Source organism: Streptomyces thermospinosisporus (assembly GCF_039526425.1).
In the GTDB taxonomy this organism is placed as follows: Bacteria; Actinomycetota; Actinomycetes; order Streptomycetales; family Streptomycetaceae; genus Streptomyces; species Streptomyces thermocarboxydovorans.
The window spans coordinates 1-17,441 of the sequence record NZ_BAAAIZ010000055.1 but is presented as its reverse complement, the minus strand read 5'-3'; the positions used below and the strand labels follow the sequence as shown (position 1 = coordinate 17,441).

At 70.8% G+C, this 17,441-nt stretch carries 15 protein-coding genes; 1 reads left to right on the top strand and 14 read right to left on the bottom strand.

The window, feature by feature from the left end; all coding sequences use genetic code 11:
• Positions 1–1,092: DUF5915 domain-containing protein (locus ABD207_RS19190; protein ID WP_344014334.1), on the top strand; the 1,092-nt coding region annotated here is incomplete at its 5' end.
• A gap of 297 nt (positions 1,093–1,389) precedes the next feature.
• Here the strand turns inward: ABD207_RS19190 and ABD207_RS19185 are convergent.
• The 14 genes from ABD207_RS19185 to ABD207_RS19120 form a co-directional block, all read right to left on the bottom strand.
• Positions 1,390–2,532: a DivIVA domain-containing protein gene (locus ABD207_RS19185; RefSeq protein ID WP_343999599.1), complete on the bottom strand. Its 1,143-nt coding sequence runs from the start codon at positions 2,530–2,532 to the stop codon at positions 1,390–1,392.
• Between the two features lie 53 nt (positions 2,533–2,585).
• Entirely contained in the window at positions 2,586–2,876 is a 291-nt protein-coding gene (locus tag ABD207_RS19180; RefSeq protein ID WP_004932337.1) for a YggT family protein, read from the bottom strand.
• A 50-nt stretch (positions 2,877–2,926) separates the two neighbouring features.
• Positions 2,927–3,586 (bottom strand): cell division protein SepF, encoded by a 660-nt coding sequence (locus tag ABD207_RS19175; protein WP_344014333.1) that lies wholly within the window; start codon positions 3,584–3,586, stop codon positions 2,927–2,929.
• A gap of 129 nt (positions 3,587–3,715) precedes the next feature.
• The gene (locus ABD207_RS19170) at positions 3,716–4,435 is read right to left on the bottom strand and encodes a YggS family pyridoxal phosphate-dependent enzyme (protein WP_344014332.1); all 720 of its coding nucleotides are present in this window, start codon (positions 4,433–4,435) and stop codon (positions 3,716–3,718) included.
• 6 nt (positions 4,436–4,441) lie between these two features.
• The gene (pgeF, locus tag ABD207_RS19165; protein WP_344014331.1) at positions 4,442–5,170 is read right to left on the bottom strand and encodes a peptidoglycan editing factor PgeF; all 729 of its coding nucleotides are present in this window, start codon (positions 5,168–5,170) and stop codon (positions 4,442–4,444) included.
• On the bottom strand, positions 5,167–6,363 hold the full coding sequence (ftsZ, locus tag ABD207_RS19160) for a cell division protein FtsZ (RefSeq protein WP_344014330.1): 1,197 nt from the start codon (positions 6,361–6,363) through the stop codon (positions 5,167–5,169). The genes pgeF and ftsZ overlap by 4 nt, the downstream gene beginning before the upstream one ends.
• A gap of 279 nt (positions 6,364–6,642) precedes the next feature.
• Entirely contained in the window at positions 6,643–7,446 is an 804-nt protein-coding gene (locus tag ABD207_RS19155; protein ID WP_344014329.1) for a cell division protein FtsQ/DivIB, read from the bottom strand.
• Positions 7,447–7,471: 25 nt separating this feature from the next.
• Positions 7,472–8,566, bottom strand: coding sequence for an undecaprenyldiphospho-muramoylpentapeptide beta-N-acetylglucosaminyltransferase (murG, locus tag ABD207_RS19150; RefSeq protein ID WP_344014328.1), 1,095 nt, complete (start codon positions 8,564–8,566; stop codon positions 7,472–7,474).
• Positions 8,567–8,572: 6 nt separating this feature from the next.
• Positions 8,573–9,907 (bottom strand): putative lipid II flippase FtsW, encoded by a 1,335-nt coding sequence (ftsW, locus tag ABD207_RS19145; protein WP_344014327.1) that lies wholly within the window; start codon positions 9,905–9,907, stop codon positions 8,573–8,575.
• Positions 9,908–9,987: 80 nt separating this feature from the next.
• Complete coding sequence (gene murD / locus ABD207_RS19140; RefSeq protein ID WP_344014326.1) at positions 9,988–11,421, bottom strand: UDP-N-acetylmuramoyl-L-alanine--D-glutamate ligase; 1,434 nt, start codon at positions 11,419–11,421, stop codon at positions 9,988–9,990.
• The gene (mraY, locus tag ABD207_RS19135) at positions 11,403–12,473 is read right to left on the bottom strand and encodes a phospho-N-acetylmuramoyl-pentapeptide-transferase (protein ID WP_343999720.1); all 1,071 of its coding nucleotides are present in this window, start codon (positions 12,471–12,473) and stop codon (positions 11,403–11,405) included. Before mraY ends, murD begins: the two co-directional genes overlap by 19 nt.
• Positions 12,473–13,888 carry a UDP-N-acetylmuramoyl-tripeptide--D-alanyl-D-alanine ligase gene (locus ABD207_RS19130; RefSeq protein WP_344014325.1) on the bottom strand — a complete coding sequence of 472 codons (1,416 nt, stop codon included), beginning with the start codon at positions 13,886–13,888 and terminating at the stop codon, positions 12,473–12,475. The genes mraY and ABD207_RS19130 overlap by 1 nt, the downstream gene beginning before the upstream one ends.
• Positions 13,889–13,892: 4 nt before the next feature.
• Positions 13,893–15,413 (bottom strand): UDP-N-acetylmuramoyl-L-alanyl-D-glutamate--2,6-diaminopimelate ligase, encoded by a 1,521-nt coding sequence (locus ABD207_RS19125; protein WP_344014324.1) that lies wholly within the window; start codon positions 15,411–15,413, stop codon positions 13,893–13,895.
• 161 nt (positions 15,414–15,574) lie between these two features.
• Positions 15,575–17,441, bottom strand: a 1,867-nt coding sequence (locus tag ABD207_RS19120) for a peptidoglycan D,D-transpeptidase FtsI family protein (RefSeq protein WP_344014323.1), incomplete at its 5' end; no start/stop codon positions are given.

The window sequence follows — 17,441 nt, the reverse complement described above, 5'->3', positions numbered from 1 at the left end:
CTGCTGGACCGCTGGCTGCTGTCCGAGCTGCACGCGCTGACCGACCAGGTCACCCAGGCGCTGGACGGCTACGACACCCAGCGGGCCGGGAAGCTGCTGTCCGCGTTCGTCGACGACCTGTCCAACTGGTACGTCCGCCGCTCGCGCCGCCGCTTCTGGCAGGGCGACAAGGCCGCGCTGCGCACCCTGCACGAGGTGCTGGAGACGGTCACCAAGCTGATGGCGCCGATCACCCCGTTCATCACCGAGCGGGTGTGGCAGGACCTGATCGTCCCGGTCACCCCGGGCGCCCCGGAGTCGGTGCACCTGTCCTCCTGGCCGGAGGTGGACCGCGAGGCGATCGACCCGGAGCTGTCGCGGCAGATGGTGCTGGTGCGGCGCCTGGTGGAGCTGGGCCGCGCCACGCGCGCGGAGTCGGGCGTCAAGACGCGCCAGCCGCTGAAGCGGGCGCTGATCGCGGCCGCCGGATTCGACACCCTGCACCCGGAGCTGCGCACGCAGATCGCCGAGGAGCTGAACGTCGAGTCCCTGGCGTCGCTGTCCGAGGTGGGCGGCTCGCTGGTCGACACCACCGCCAAGGCCAACTTCCGCGCGCTGGGCAAGCGCTTCGGCAAGCGGGTCCAGGACGTGGCCAAGGCCATCGCCGAGGCCGACGCGGCCGCGCTGTCCCAGGCGCTGCGCGAGGGCACCGCCTCGGTGGAGGTCGACGGTGAGACCATCAGCCTCGCCCCGGACGAGGTGATCATCACGGAGACCCCGCGCGAGGGCTGGTCGGTGGCCTCCGACTCCGGCGCGACGGTCGCCCTGGACCTGGAGATCACCGAGGAGCTGCGCCGCGCCGGCCTGGCCCGGGACGCGATCCGCCTGATCCAGGAGGCCCGCAAGAACAGCGGCCTCGACGTGGCGGACCGCATCGCCCTGCGCTGGGACGCGACGGACGAGGCGACAGTCGCCGCGCTCACGGAGCACGCCGGGCTGATCGCCGAGGAGGTCCTGGCGACGGACTTCGCCCGCGGTGAGGGGGACGACTCCTACGGCCGCCCCTTCACCGACGACGCCCTGACCCTCACCTTCCGCCTGCGCAAGGTGTGAGGCCCTGAGGCCCGGAGGTCCTGAGGCCCCGAGGCCCCGGAAGGCCCGGGCCCGCCAAAAATCCTGGTGGGTCCGGGCCTTCGGCGTTGTGTCCGTAGGACAGGTCCGCGTTCTTCGAAAGGACATGTCATCCGGCGGCCCCGGCAAGCCGGGCACGCACGAGGCGCTCCCCGGGCGCGCACAGCCAAAGGGCGGGGCCCCGGGAGTTCACCCGGGGCCCCGCCCCTTGATCTGCCGACTGCTACGCCGTACTCATGACCACCGAGGCCTTGGCCTCGGACCGTCTTCAGTTGACCTTCAGTTGTCGTCCTCGTCGATGAGGAACCCGCGCATCGGCGAGGGCGCCTGCCCCATCGGCGACGGACCCTGCGGACGCACCGGCGCCATGGGCTGGGTCATCGCCGGCTGCATCTGCTGCTGGCCGCCGTAGGACGGGCCGGACTGGCTCGGCGAGCCGCCGCCCATCGTCTGGTTGCCGCCGTAGGACGGGCCACCGGCACCGGCGGACGCCATCGACGGCGCCGGGGACGGCGGCAGCGACGGGGCCGACGGCGACGACTGGCGCGGCGGGGCCAGCGAGTCGTCCGCCTGGGTCTCCAGCTGGCGCAGCTGCGACTCCAGGTAGGACTTCAGACGCGTGCGGTACTCGCGCTCGAAGCCGCGCAGGTCCTCGACCTTGCGCTCCAGCGTGGCGCGGGCGGACTCCAGAGAGCCCATCGCGACGCGGTGCTTCTCCTGCGCGTCCCGCTCCAGGGCGTCGGCCTTGGCGCGGGCGTCCCGCTCCAGGCCCTCGGCCCGCGAACGCGCCTCGCCCACGATCTTGTTGGCCTCGGCACGGGCCTCCGCGATCGCCTGGTCGGCGGTCTGCTGGGCCAGCGACAGCACGCGCGCGGCGCTGTCGCCGCCGGGGCCGCCCTGACCGGGAAGACCGGGGCCGCCCATGGGGCCGCCCATCGGGCCACCGGGGCCCATCTGCCCCTGCATCGGGCCGCCCTGGCCCATCGGCCCAGGACCGCCCTGACCCATCGGGCCGGGGCCCTGCGGGCCGCCCTGTCCGCCGGGGCCGGCGGGCAGCTGGGGAGCACCGCTCGGCAGCTGGGGCGGGCCACCCATGGGGCCGCCCATCTGCTGCTGCGGCGGGCCCGATATCCCGGCGGGCACCGGAGCGCCCGGACCTCGCATGCCCTGCTGGGGCATGCCCTGCGGCGGGCCCTGCTGGTCCTGCTGCTCCGGGGGCTTGCGCATGTTCTGCTGGTTCTGGGCAGCGGCGCGGGTGGCCGCGGCCAGCTTGGCGCGCAGATCCTCGTTCTCGCGGAGCAGGCGCGTCAGTTCGGCTTCGACCTCGTCGAGGAAGGCATCGACCTCGTCCTCGTCATAGCCTTCTCGGAGGCGGACGGTCGTGAACTGCTTGTTCCGCACGTCCTCGGGGGTCAACGGCATCTCTTCACCTCAACGTAGTCATTCGGCAGTCGGCAAGACCGTATCGTCCACAGTCACCTCGCGAGATTGCCCACGATCGAGATCAGGATGTAGACGATGATCATCAGTACGAAGAAGGACAGGTCGAGCGCCACGCCCCCGAGACGCAGCGGCGGGATGAACCGCCGCAGAAGCTTCAGCGGTGGATCGGTGACAGTGTAGGTGGCCTCCAGGACGACCACCATCGCCTTGCCGGGTTGCCACGAGCGGGCGAACTGGAAGACGTAGTCCATGACCAGACGGAAGATGAGCACGATGAGGAACACCATCAGCGCGATGTAGATCACCTGCGCGAACACGCTCATGGCCTGTCTTTCCCTCTCCCCTGTGCCCTGCTCGGTCTGATCCTGGTCTTCTAGCTCTGGTTGAAGAACCCGCCCTCTGCGATGCGGGCCTTGTCCTCCGCCGTGACATCGACGTTAGCAGGCGACAACAGGAACACCTTCTGCGTCACCCGCTCGATGCTGCCGTGAAGACCAAACACCAAACCGGCCGCAAAGTCGACAAGTCGCTTCGCGTCTGTGTCATCCATCTCAGTCAGATTCATGATCACCGGGGTGCCTTCACGGAAGTGTTCCCCGATGGTACGGGCCTCGTTGTAGGTCCGCGGGTGGAGTGTGGTGATCCGGTAGGGCTCTCGTTCGGACACCACCTTGGGCATGATCACCGGTGCGTTCTTCTCCAGACTTGCGCGTTCTTGTGTGATGGACGCCACGGGCGCGATGCGCGCCGGGCGGGCTGATTCCGCGGGAAGCGAGGTGGAACGGGCGACCGGTTCGCGGGGTGCGGGCGGCTGTGCGATTCGCACCTCTTCGCCCCTTTGGGACTGGTGTGCGCCATGTGCGCTGTGAGCACTGTGCGACCCGTGGGACTGCTCGTGCCGCCGGTGGTCCCGCTCGAGCTCCGGGTCGAGTTCCGGTTCGAAGTCGTCGTCTGGGTCGAATCCGCGGCCGTCGTACCCATCGTCCTCCACGAGGCCGAGGTAGACCGCCATCTTGCGCATCGCGCCGGCCATTCTCTGAGTCCTCCGCTCTGTGGTGGATTCGCTGACGACCGCCAAGTGCCCGCGATCCACGTGGTCTTCATGTCCGCCTTTCGGCGGCAATGACCATATTTTCTGCTGTGGTCCGACTTCTTGGCGACGTTACCCGAGCCTGGGGCGGACTCCGAGTACCGCACTGCCGACGCGCACATGTGTCGCCCCGGCGGCAACGGCCTGTTCGAGGTCCGCACTCATCCCCGCAGAGACCATGTTCGCAGCCGGATGGTTCCTGCGCAGGTCGGTCGACAAATCCATCAACCGCTCGAACGCCGCCCGTTCGCGTCCCGCGTACTCTCCGGTGAGCGGCGCCACGGTCATCAGACCGTCCAGCCGCAGCCCCTCGGAGCCCGCCACCAGGTCCGCCAACTCCGCGACCCCCTCGGGCGCCACGCCGCCGCGCTCGCCCCGGCCGCTGGCCCCGGCGTCGAGGGCGACCTGGATCAGGCAGCCCACCTCGCGCCCGGCCCGCACGGCCTCCTTGGACAGCACGTTGACCAGCTTGGCGCGGTCGACGGAGTGCACGACATCGGCGTAACCGACCACGGAACGCACCTTGTTGGTCTGAAGCTGACCGACGAAGTGCCAGGAAAGCGGCAGGTCCGAACATGCGGCGGCTTTGGGCGCGGCGTCCTGGTCACGGTTCTCGGCGACATGCCGCACACCGAGCTCCGACAGGATCCGCACATCGCTCGCCGGGAACGTCTTGGTGACCACGATGAGGGTGACCTCGTCGCGCGCACGTCCGGCCGCGGCGCAGGCCGCGGCGATCCGTTCCTCCACTCTCGCCAGATTTGCGGCGATTTCTTCCTTACGGTCCGTCATGCCCTATCAGTCCAGCCACACATAGCCCGCGAGCCGACCGGTGGTGCGGTCGCGGCGGTACGAGAAGTGATCGTCCGACTCCAGCGTGCACACCGGCGACTGCTCCCGGTCGCGCACCCCGAGCCGTTCCAGCTGGGCGTGCACTCCGGCGCTCACATCGACCGCGGGCGTGCCCCAGCTCGTCTCGGCGTGCGCCGCCGGCTCCACGGCGGCCACCTCGGCGCGCATCGCCTCCGGCACCTCGTAGCACCGGCCGCACACCGCGGGTCCGGTGCGGGCGACGATGCGGGCGGGGTCGGCGCCGAGCCCGGTCATGGCGCGCACGGCGGCGGGGACCACCCCGGCGACCAGTCCGGGCCGTCCGGCGTGGGCCGCGGCGATCACACCGGCCACCGGGTCGGCGAGCAGCACCGGCACGCAGTCGGCGGTGAGGACGGCGAGCGCGAGTCCCCGCCGGGTGGTGACCACAGCGTCGGTCTCGGGGACCGGCTTGCCGCCCCAGGGTTCGTCGACGACGGTGACGGCTGCGCCGTGCACCTGGTTCATCCACACCACCCGGGCCGGGTCCACACCGAGAGACTTCGCGGCCAGTTCCCGGTTGGTGCGTACGGCGTCGCCGTCGTCGCCGACCGCGCCGCCGAGATTGAGCTCCTCATACGGAGCGGCGCTCACCCCGCCCCACCGGTCGGTGAAGGCGAAGTGCGCGCCGCTCACGTGTCCGCGCTGTCCTATCACTTCAGGAAGTCCGGTACGTCCAGTTCCTCGGCCGCGCTGTCCGCGTAGGTCCGCGACGGCGGGACCGGCGGCTGGGGCGCCGGCAGGTCCGCCACGGGCTCCGGGGTGACCGGCTCGGTCTCCTCCTTCGGCGTGACGCTGCCGAGCGAGCCGAAGGACGGACGGCTCTCGGAGGGCCGCGACGGGGCCGGCTCCTCGCGCTTGGCGGAGGCCGATCCGACCACGTTCTCGCGGCGGGAGGGCGGCTGGCCGCCGTCGAAGCCGGCGGCGATCACGGTCACCCGGACCTCGTCGCCGAGGGCGTCGTCGATGACCGCGCCGAAGATGATGTTGGCCTCGGGGTGGGCGGCCTCGCTGACCAGCTGGGCGGCCTCGTTGATCTCGAAGAGACCGAGGTCGGAGCCGCCGGAGATGGAGAGCAGCACGCCCCGGGCGCCGTCGATGGAGGCCTCGAGGAGCGGCGAGGAGATCGCCATCTCGGCGGCGGCCACCGCGCGGTCGTCGCCGCGGGCCGAGCCGATGCCCATCAGGGCCGAACCCGCCTCGGACATGACCGACTTGACGTCGGCGAAGTCGAGGTTGATCAGGCCGGGCGTGGTGATCAGGTCGGTGATGCCCTGGACACCGGAGAGCAGGACCTGGTCCGCCGACTTGAAGGCGTCGAGGACGGAGACCTGGCGGTCCGAGATGGACAGCAGCCGGTCGTTGGGGATGACGATGAGGGTGTCGACCTCTTCACGGAGCTCGGCGATGCCGTCCTCGGCCTGGTTGGCGCGGCGCCGCCCCTCGAAGGTGAACGGGCGCGTGACCACACCGATGGTAAGGGCACCGAGCGAGCGGGCGATGTTGGCCACGACGGGCGCGCCGCCGGTGCCGGTGCCGCCGCCTTCACCGGCTGTCACGAAGACCATGTCGGCCCCTTTGAGGACCTCCTCGATCTCCTCGCGGTGGTCCTCGGCGGCCTTGCGGCCCACGGCCGGGTTGGCTCCGGCGCCGAGTCCGCGGGTGAGTTCACGGCCGACGTCGAGCTTGACGTCGGCGTCGCTCATCAACAGAGCTTGCGCGTCGGTGTTGATGGCGATGAACTCGACGCCCTTGAGACCGACCTCGATCATCCGGTTGATGGCATTGACACCACCGCCGCCGACACCGATGACTTTGATGACTGCGAGGTAGTTCTGCGGTGCTGCCACGTCGAAGGCCTCTCGCCTCGAGTTACGTGTCGCCGCCTCGCGGCCTTGCCGCGGTGCGACGACTGATGCCGAATGGGACGGTCCGTATCGCCGACCCGAACCCTAACGTTGAAGTTTAGGGTTACCAGTGTGTCTGTTCCCTGGAGTCTTCTGAACAGGACAGTAAGTCGACAAGTGGCGCACGTTCAACGAACACGCCGAACCTCCCGTTTTTCTTTTCACCCTATGTGATCAGGCGTAGCGCTGCCCAACCAGGGTGCTGGCCTGCGCTGATGACCGTCAACTCCCTGATGACGCAGGGGCGGTGGGAACGCTGACGTCGAAGTGCCGCGCGCGGGGCGCCGCTTTCATCAGCGCGGTGAGCGTACGGCCCTTTGCCGCACCCGCCTCGCTGCTTCCCCAGGCGACGGTGCGGCCGTCCTTCAGCTCCAGCGAGATGTCGTCGTAGGAACGGACCTTGACGGTACGGGTGAGGCGGGCGACGGAGCCCGGAACGGCGCCGGCGACCCGTACCGCCTCGCGCACCAGCCGGGCCTCGCCGAAGCGGCGCAGGCTCGCGGCGGCGGAACCGCTTCGGGAGAGGTCCAATTCCAGAGCGGGAACGCCTTCCGGGGCCCGGGAAACCGTGGCGAATCGGACGCCCTCATCGTCCACTTCGATGAACTTTCCGCCTTTTTGCACCAGCAGAACCGGAGTGCGCTCCGTCACTTTCAGCGTGATTCCATGAGGCCAGGAACGCTCCACGTCTACGGTGTCAATTCGGGGCAATTTCCGGCTGACACGTGACGCGACGGCGTCGGTGTCCACGGAAATCAACGGCTTCCCCAGCGGCACGTCGGCCGCCTCGCGCACCTGCTCCGGTGTGAGGACCCGGGTGCCGGAGACGGACACCTTCTCCGCGCGGACGAGATCGGAACCGTACAGCAGCCAGAAGGCGCCGCAGCCCAGGAAGGCGAGGGCGATGGCCAGGACGACGATCGTACGAAGGTGCCGCCGCAGCAGGCGCCGCAGGGGCGGCGGGCCGGACGACTCCGGCCGGCGTTCACCGCGCGGCGTCCGCTCCCCGGTCGTCGGTCCGGCCACCGTTCCTGCCCTTCGTCAGAGACCCCTAGCGGTGCGCACGGGCGGCGATCGCCTCGTACACCATGCCGACCAGCAGCTCGTCGGCGTCCCGGCGGCCGAACTCGGCGGCGGCGCGGGACATCTCGTACAGCCGGTGCGGGTCGGCCAGCACGGGCAGGACGTTCTGCTGCACCCACTGCGGGGAGAGGTCGGCGTCATCGACCAGCAGACCGCCGCCGGCCTTGACCACCGGCTGGGCGTTGAGCCGCTGCTCGCCGTTGCCGATGGGCAGCGGTACATAGGCGGCCGGCAGTCCGACGGCGGAGAGTTCGGCGACGGTCATCGCGCCCGCACGGCAGAGCATCATGTCGGCCGCGGCGTACGCGAGGTCCATCCGGTCCAGGTAATGTACCGGGACATAAGGGGGCATTCCCGGCATCTGCTGCACCTGCGGCAGTTCGTTCTTCTTGCCGACCGCGTGCAGGATCTGGACGCCGGCCTGCTGCAGCCACGGCGCGACCTGCTGGACCACCTCGTTGAGCCGGCGGGCGCCCTGCGAGCCGCCGGTGACCAGCAGCGTGGGCAGGTTGGGGTCCAGACCGAAGGCGGCGCGCGCCTCGGGGCGCATCGCGGCCCGGTCCAGGGTGGCGATGGAGCGGCGCAGCGGGATGCCCACGTAGCGCGCGTTGCGCAGCTTGCTGTCGGGCGTGGAGACGGCGACCTGGGCCGCGTACCGGGAGCCGATCTTGTTGGCCAGGCCCGGGCGGGCGTTGGCCTCGTGCACGACGATCGGCACGCCGAGCCGCTTGGCGGCGAGATAGCCGGGCAGGGCGACATAGCCGCCGAAGCCGACCACGACGTCCGCCTTGGTGCGCTCCAGGATCTGTTCGGTGGCCTTGATGGTGCCGCGCAGCCGCCCCGGCACGGTGATCAGCTCGGGGGTGGGCTTGCGTGGCAGCGGCACGGCGGGGATCAGCGCCAGCTCGTACCCGCGCTGGGGTACGAGTTCCGTCTCGAGGCCGCGCTCCGTGCCCAGGGCCGTGATGCCCACGGTCGGATCCTGCCTGCGCAGGGCGTCCGCGAGGGCGAGCGCGGGCTCGATGTGGCCCGCGGTTCCTCCGCCGGCGAGTACGACATGCACCGAAATTCACCGCTCTCCGGACGTACGCGCCGCCGTGGCGCGCCGTCGCATCGTGTTCCATCTCCGGGGCCGTCGAGAACCCCCGTTCCGCTTTCTACCAAAGCGGGGTTGCCGCATCGCAAGCGCCGCCCGCGCAGCGGGCTCGTCACGCGCGAAGGCGATCAGCAGCCCGATGGCGAACATGGTCGGCAGCAGGGCGGATCCCCCGTAGGAGAACAGCGGGAGCGGGACACCGGCGATCGGCAGCAGACCGAGCACCGCACCGATATTGATCACGGCCTGGGCCGTGATCCAGGTGGTCACGCCTCCCGCGGCATACCTGACGAAGGGGTCCTCCGTGCGTCCGGCCACGCGGATACCCGCATAGCCTAGAGCGGCGAAGAGAGCGAGCACCGACAGCGTCCCCGCCAGGCCCAGTTCCTCACCGGTGACGGCGAAGATGAAGTCGGTGTGGGCTTCCGGGAGTTGACCCCATTTCTCCACACTCGCACCGAGTCCGGAGCCGAAGATTCCGCCGGAGGCGAGGGCGTAGATCCCGTGCACGGCCTGCCAGCAGTCCACCGGCCCCGACTGGGGCTCGGTGGCGCCCAGGCAGGCCAGGCGGGCCATGCGGTTGGGGCTGGTGCGGATCAGGACGGCGCCGATCAGCCCGGCGACGGCGAGCACCCCGACGAACAGCCGGGTGGGCGCCCCGGCCAGCCACAGCAGGCCGAAGAGGATCGCGGTGACGATGATCGCGGTACCCATGTCGCCGCCGAGCATGATCAGCCCGAGCAGCATGAAGGCGGCCGGCACCAGCGGCACCAGCATGTGCTTCCACTGGGTCAGCAGCCGCCGCTCCTGTTTGCGGGCGAGCAGATCGGCGCCCCACAGCACCAGGGCCAGCTTTCCGAACTCGCTGGGCTGGAGCTGGAAGGAGCCGCCGACGGCGATCCAGTTCTGGTTGCCGTTGACCGCGACTCCTATCCCCGGCACCTGCACCAGCGCCATCAGGCCGACGGCGCCCGCCAGGATGGGGTAGGCGAGCGCCCGGTGCAGCCGGACCGGCATCCGGGAGGCCACCAGCAGCAGCACACAGCCGATCACCGCGGCCAGCAGCTGCTTGCGGAAGAAGTACGAGCCGGGCAGCGACATCTGCAGCGCGGTGATCTGGGAGGCCGAGTAGACCATCACCAGGCCGAGCACGGTGATCAGCGCGCTGCCGCCGAGGATCAGGTAGTACGCGGTCAGCGGCCGGTCCCAGGCCCGGCGCAGCCTCGTGACCAGGCCGAGGGCCGGGTTCTCGCGCGGCAGGCGGGGGGCCCGCTGCACGGGCGGGCGTGAGGTACGGCTACCGGACATCCCGGCCTCCCCGGCAGGCCGGACAGCGCCTCGACGGTCCCACGCGTCCCTCCCAAGGTCGCCCGGCGCAGGCGTCCGGGTCAGGCGCCGAGTTCGCGCACCGCCTGTGCGAACGCCTCACCGCGCCGGTTGTAGTTGGCGAACATGTCCATCGAGGCGCAGGCCGGGGCCAGCAGGACCGTGTCACCGGGCCGTGCGAGCCGCTTCGCCTCCTGGACAGCCTGGAGCATCGCCCCAGTGTCGGTCCGCTCGAGGTCCACGACGGGTACTTCCGGGGCGTGTCGCGCGAGGGCTTCGCGGATCAGGGCGCGGTCGGCGCCGATCAGCACCGCACCGCGCAGGCGCTTCGCGGACTTGGCGACCAGCTCGTCGAAGGTCGCGCCCTTCGCCAGACCGCCCGCAATCCATACGATCTTCTCGTATGCCGCCAACGAGGCCTCCGCGGCATGGGTGTTGGTGGCCTTGGAGTCGTCCACGTAGGAGACGCCGTCGATGTCGGCCACGTGCGCGATGCGGTGGGCGTCCGGGGTGAAGGACCGCAGCCCCTCGCGCACGGCCGCGGCCGGCACGCCGAAGGCGCGCGCGAGCGCCGCGGCGGCCAGCGCGTTGGCGATGTTGTGCGGGGCCGGCGGGCGGACGTCGGAGACCTGCGCCAGCTCCTGGGCGTTCTTGTGCCGGTTCTCCACGAAGGCGCGGTCGACCAGCAGGTCGTCCACGACGCCGAGTTGGGACGGCCCGGGGGTGCCGAGGGTGAAGCCGATGGCCCGGCAGCCCTCCTCCACGTCGGCCTCGCGCACCAGGTCCTCGGTGGCCTTGTCGGCCACGTTGTAGACGCAGGCGACCCGGTTGCCCTCGTAGATGCGGCCCTTGTCGGCGGCGTAGGCCTCCATGGAGCCGTGCCAGTCGAGGTGGTCCGGGGCGAGGTTGAGCACGGCGGCGGAGTGGGCGCGCAGCGAGGGCGCCCAGTGGAGCTGGTAGCTGGACAGCTCCACGGCGAGCACGTCGTACTGCTCCTCGCCCAGCACCGCGTCCAGCAGGGAGACGCCGATGTTGCCGACGGCCGCGGTGCGCAGGCCGGCCGCCTTCAGGATGGCGGCGAGCATCTGGACGGTGGTGGTCTTGCCGTTGGTGCCGGTGACCGCGAGCCAGGGGGCGGCGTCCGGTTTCCGCAGCCGCCAGGCGAGTTCGACATCGCCCCAGACGGGGACCCCGGCGGCCTCGGCCGCCGCGAAGAGCGGCTTGTCCGGCTTCCAGCCGGGGGCGGTGACGATCAGTTCGGTGCCCTCGGGCAGGGTGTCGCCGTCGCCGAGGCGCACGGTGACACCGAGCACCTCGAGCCCGGCGGCCTGTTCGCGGGCGCGGTCGTCGTCGCCGTCGTTGACGACGGTGACCAAAGCGCCGAGGCCGTGCAGCACCTTGGCCGCCGGGACGCCGGAGACGCCGAGCCCGGCGACGGTGATGCGCTTGCCCTGGAAGTCCCCAGTCACCGAGGAGGTCACTTTTCCGCTGCCCATCCCGCGTAGAAGAGGCCCAGTCCGACGATCACACAGATGCCCTGGATGATCCAGAAGCGGACCACCACAAGGACCTCGGACCAGCCCTTGAGTTCGAAGTGATGCTGGAGCGGCGCCATCCGGAAGACCCGCTTCCCGGTGAGCCGGAAGGAGCCGACCTGGATGACCACCGACATGGTGATGAGGACGAACAGGCCGCCCAGGATGGCGAGCAGCAGCTCGGTGCGCGAGCAGATCGCCAGACCGGCGAGCACACCGCCGAGCGCCAGCGAACCGGTGTCGCCCATGAAGATCTTGGCGGGCGAGGTGTTCCACCACAGGAAGCCCAGGCAGGCACCCATCAGGGCGGAGGAGACCACGGCGAGGTCGAGCGGGTCGCGCACCTCGAAGCAGGCGTTGGGGTTGGTCAGGGTCTCGCCGTTGGCGCAGGACTCCTGGAACTGCCAGACGCCGATGAAGGTGTAGGCGCCGAAGACGAGGACCGAGGCGCCGGTGGCCAGACCGTCCAGACCGTCGGTGAGGTTCACGCCGTTCGACATGGCGAGGATCATGAACAGCGCCCAGACGACGAACAGCACCGGGCCGATCGTCCAGCCGAAGTCCGTGATGAACGACAGCTTCGTGGAGGCGGGGGTCTGCCCGCGGGCGTCCGCGAACTGCAGGGAGAGCACGGCGAAGGCGATGCCGACGATCAGCTGGCCGGCCATCTTCGCCTTGGCCCGCAGGCCCAGCGAACGCCGTTTGACGATCTTGATGTAGTCGTCCAGGAAGCCGACCATGCCCATGCCGACCATCAGGCCGAGCACCAGCAGACCCGAGTAGGTCGGGGTGTAGCCGGTGATCACCTTGGACAGGAAGTAGGCGGCGACCGTGGCCAGGATGAAGGCGATGCCGCCCATGGTCGGCGTACCGCGCTTGCTGGCGTGCTCGCGCGGCCCGTCGTCGCGGATGTACTGGCCGTAGCCCTTGCGGGCCAGGAGCTTGATCAGCAGGGGGGTGCCGATCAGTGTCAGGAAGAGGCCAATGACTCCTGCGAACAGGATCTGCTTCATCATCGGGCGGCGACCTCACCCTCGGCACCGGTCTCGAGCAGCGCCTGCGCCACGCTCTCGAGCCCGACCGACCGGGACGCCTTCACGAGTACGACGTCCCCCGGGCGCAGCTCGCTGCGCAGCAGGTCGACCGCCGCCTGTGCGTCGGACACGTGCACCGACTCCTCACCCCACGAACCCTCGTTATATGCGCCCAGTTGCAGCCAGGCGGCTTCCCTGCCGCCGACCGCGACGAGCTTGCTGACGTTGAGCCGGACGGCGAGCCGTCCGACCGCGTCGTGCTCGGCGAGCGCCTCGTCCCCGAGCTCGGCCATCTTGCCGAGCACCGCCCACGTCCGGCGCCCCTTGCCCATGGCCGCCAGCGCACGCAGGGCGGCCCGCATGGACTCGGGGTTCGCGTTGTAGGCGTCGTTGACGACCGTCACGCCGTCCGGGCGCTCGGTGACCTCCATCCGCCAGCGGGAGAGGGAGCCCGCCTCGGAGAGCGCGAGGGCGATCTCGTCTGCGGACATGCCCAACTCGTGGGCGACGGCGGCCGCGGCGAGCGCGTTCGACACGTGATGCTCACCGTACAGGCGCATGGTCACATCGCTTGCACCGGAGGGTGTGTGAAGCCGGAAGGAGGGCTGTCCGCTGTCCGTGAGTCGCACGTTCTCGGCCCGAACGTCCGCTTCGCCGGACTCCCCGAAGAAGATCACCTTCGCCTTCGTTCGGGCGGCCATGGCCCGCACATAGGGGTCGTCGGCGTTGAGGATCGCCGCGCCGCCGTCCTCGGCGGACGGGAGCGCCTCGACGAGCTCGCCCTTGGCCTGCGCGATCTGCTCGCGCCCGCCGAACTCGCCGATGTGCGCGGAGCCGACGTTGAGGACCAGGCCGATCCGCGGCGGGGTGAGCTCGGTGAGGTACTTGATGTGGCCGAGGCCGCGGGCACCCATCTCCAGGACGAGGTACCGGGTCTCCTCGGTGGCGCTGAGCGCGGTCAGCGGCAGACCGATCTCGTTGTTGAGCGAGCCGGGGGTGAAGACGGTCGGCGCCTTGCGCCTGAGCACCTGGGCGACGAGGTCCTTGGTGCTGGTCTTTCCGGCCGAGCCGGTGAGGGCGACGAGGGTGGTGCCGAGGCGCCGTACGACGTGGCGGGCGAGGGCGCCGAGGGCGGACTGCACGTCGTCGACGACGATCGCGGGCACGCCCACCGGCCGGGAGGCGAGCACGGCGGCCGCGCCCGCCTCGACGACCTGGGCCGCGAAGTCGTGGCCGTCGGCGCGCTCGCCGACGAAGGCGACGAAGAGGCTGCCCGGACCCGCCTCCCGCGAGTCCCGGACGACCGGCCCGGTGACCTGCACGGACGGATCCGGTATGTCGTGCGTCTGCCCGCCGACGACTTCTGCGATCTCGGCGAGGGAGAGGGCGATCACAAGTTCATCCCTGGGTCTTCTGGATTGCTTCGCGAAGCACCTGGCGGTCGTCGAAGGGACGCACCACCCCGGCGATGTCCTGCCCCTGCTCGTGGCCCTTGCCGGCGACCAGCACGGTGTCACCGGGCTGCGCCCGGGCGACGGCGGCGGCGATCGCGGCGGCCCGGTCCTCGAAGACCTGCACCTCGCCGCGCTCGTGGGCCGGCACCGAGGCCGCGCCCTGGAGCATGGTGGCGAGGATCGCGAGCGGGTCCTCGGAGCGGGGGTTGTCCGATGTCAGTACGGCGGTGTCGGCGAGCCGGGCCGCGGCGGCGCCCATCGGCGCGCGCTTGGTCCGGTCCCGGTCCCCGCCGCAGCCGAGCACCACGTGCACCTTGCCCTCGGTGACCTTGCGCAGGGCGCGGAGCACGGACTCGACGGCGTCGGTCTTGTGGGCGTAGTCGACGACCGCGAGATACGGCTGGCCCGCGTCGACCCGCTCCAGGCGGCCCGGCACACCGGGGACGGCGGCGACACCGTCGGCGGCGGACTGCGGGTCGAGTCCGGCCGCGGCGAGCGCCACGATCGCGGCCAGGGTGTTGGCCACGTTGAAGGGGCCCGGCAGCGGCGAGCGGGCGGTGATCCGCTCGTCCTTGGGGCCGATCACGGTGAAGGCCGAGTCCACCGGGCCGACCTCGACGTCCTCGGCGCGCCAGTCGGCGTCCGGGTGGCCCTCGGCGGAGTAGGTGACGACCGGGACGCCGGCCTCCTTGACCAGGCGGCGGCCGTACTCGTCGTCGATGTTGACCACGCCGAGCCTGCTGCGTTTCGGCGTGAACAGCTGCGCCTTGGCCCGGAAGTAGTCCTCCATGCCGGAGTGGAACTCCATGTGCTCCGGGCTGAGGTTGGTGAAGACGGCGATGTCGAAGACGCAGCCGTCGACCCGGCCGAGGACCAGGGCGTGGCTGGAGACCTCCATGGCGACCGCCTCGGTGCCGCGTTCGCGCATCACGGCGAACAGGGCCTGCAGATCGGTGGCCTCGGGGGTGGTGCGCTCGGACTTGATCCGCTCGTCGCCGATGCGCATCTCGACGGTGCCGATCAGCCCCGTGCTGCGGGCGGTCCGCAGTCCGCCCTCGACGAGGTAGGCGGTGGTGGTCTTGCCGGAGGTGCCGGTGATGCCGATCTGGAGCAGGTCGCGGCCGGGGTGGCCGTAGATCGTGGCGGCCAGCTCGCCCATCCGCCCCCGCGGGTCGTCGACCACCAGCACGGGCAGCCCGGTCACGGCGGCGCGTTCGGCGCCGGACGGGTCGGTGAGCACGGCGGCCGCACCGAGTCCTGCGGCCTGGGTGACGAAGTCGGCCCCGTGCGCGCGGGCACCCGGCAGGGCGGCGTACAGGTCGCCGGGGCGGACGGCGCGCGAGTCGTGGGTGATGCCCGTGACCTCGGCGGTCTGCTCCGGTGCGGGGGCACCCAGCAGGCCGGCGAGCTCCGCGAGGGGTGTCGGGGAGACCCGTTCCGGCCTGGGCGGTCCCGGATATGTCACGGGGTGGCCCTTCTGGGTGGTTTGGGACTGATCAGCGTGTGGCACGGCGGTGAGCGTACCCGGCGTCACCGCCCCGGGGCGAAGCGAGGGGGTGGAGGTGCCGGAGTTCCCGGGGTGCGGGGAGGTCGTCGTCACGAGGTGGTTCCTGGGGGCGTCGTCGGTCAGGGCTTGAAGGTGACCGGGTAGTTCTCGGGCTTCGCCCCGGTCGGGGGGACCTGCAGGGTCTTCAGGGTGAACTCCATGACCTGCTTGTACACCGGTCCGCAGATCTGGCCGCCGAAGTAGCTGCCCTTGGTGGCGTTCTGGATGACGCAGTAGACGGTGATCCGGGGCTTGTCGGCGGGGGCGAAGCCGGCGAAGGACGAGGTGTATCCGCGGTACTTCCCGGTGGCCGGATCCACGCGGTTCGCCGTACCCGTCTTGCCCGCGACCCGGTAGCCGGGGATGCGCGCCCTGGTGCCGGTGCCCTCCTCGTCGTCCACCACCGACTCCAGCATCCGGGCGAGCGTCTTCGCCGTCCTCTCGCTGATCACCCGCCTCTTCTCGGGCTCCGGGGCGGGTGTGAAGGTCCCGTCGGGTCCCTCGGTGCCGCGCACCAGGGTGGGCTCGATGCGCACGCCGCCGTTGGCGATGGTCGAGTAGACGGAGGCGGCCTGCATCGCGTTGATGGACACACCCTGGCCGAAAGGAATCGTGTACTGCTGCGAGGTCGACCACTGCCCGGGCGGCGCCAGGATGCCCTTGGTCTCGCCCGGGAAGCCCAGTCCGGTGGGGCCTCCGAGGCCGAAGCGGCGCAGGTAGTCGTAGAGGACCTTGTTGGCGGCGGACTGGGTCTCGCCGAGCTGGCCGGTGGCCAGGATGGTGCCGATGTTGCTGGACTTGGCGAGCACCCCGTTGAGGGTCAGGTGCCAGGTCGGGTGGTCGACGTCGTCCTTGAAGAGGCGGTCGCCGCGGTGCAGCCGGTTGGGCACCACGACATGGGTGAGCGGGGTGGCGGCGTTCTCCTCGAGCACGGCCGCCATCGACAGCACCTTGGCGGTGGAGCCGGGCTCGTAGGCGTCCTGGAGGGCCGCGTTGCCGAGCGCGGCGGGGTCGGCCTCGGAGAGGTTGTTCGGGTCAAAGCCGGGCGCGTTGGCCATGGCGAGGACCTCGCCGGTGCGGGTGTCCTGGACGATCACATAGCCGCGGTCGGCCCGGGACGTGGCCACCTGCTTGCTGATGGCGTTCTGCGCGGCCCACTGGATGTCGCGGTCGATGGTGAGCTCGACGTCGCTGCCGGGCACGGCCGGGGTCTCGGTGGAGTCGGCGGTGGGAACCAGCCGGCCTCCCGACTGGGCGTAGCGGATCTTGCCGTCCTTGCCGGTGAGCTTCTTGTCCAGCTGGAGCTCGATGCCGCCGCCGCCCCGGCCGGAGGCGTTGACCCAGCCCAGTATCCCGGCGGCCAGCTCGTTGTTGGGGTACACCCGCTTGGTGGTGGGCACGGAGAAGACGCCGGAGAGCACGTTGACGGCGGTCTTGTCGCTCTCCGCCTTCTTGGCCAGCGCGGACTTCAGGTCCTTGATCTGCTTCCAGACCTGCGGGGTCTGCCGGCCGGCCAGTTTGACGTAGCGCAGCCCCTTGTTCTCCGGGCGGAGCTTGGCGACCAGCTTCTCCTCGCTCTGGCCGAGGATCGGGGCGAGCAGGGCGGCGGCCTGCTCCGGGGCGTCGCCGGTCTTCATCTGCTCCGGGGTGAACATGGTGGGGTCGGCGGTGATGTCGTAGGCGTCCACGCTGGTCGCCAGGGCCACCCCGTTGCGGTCGGTGATCTCGCCGCGCTCGGCGGCGAGCACCTGGCCGACATAGCGGTTCTGCGCCGCCTTGGCGGCGTAGGTGCTCGCGTCGACGGCCTGCACCTGGAACAGGCGGATCACGAAGGCGATCAGGACGAGGGTCAGGGCCAGGCCGACCAGGCGCAGCCGGGGGCGCGGGCTGCCCAGCCGGATGGTGCGCGGGGCCGGGCGGGGCGGTCCCGGGCGGCGGGCGGGGCGG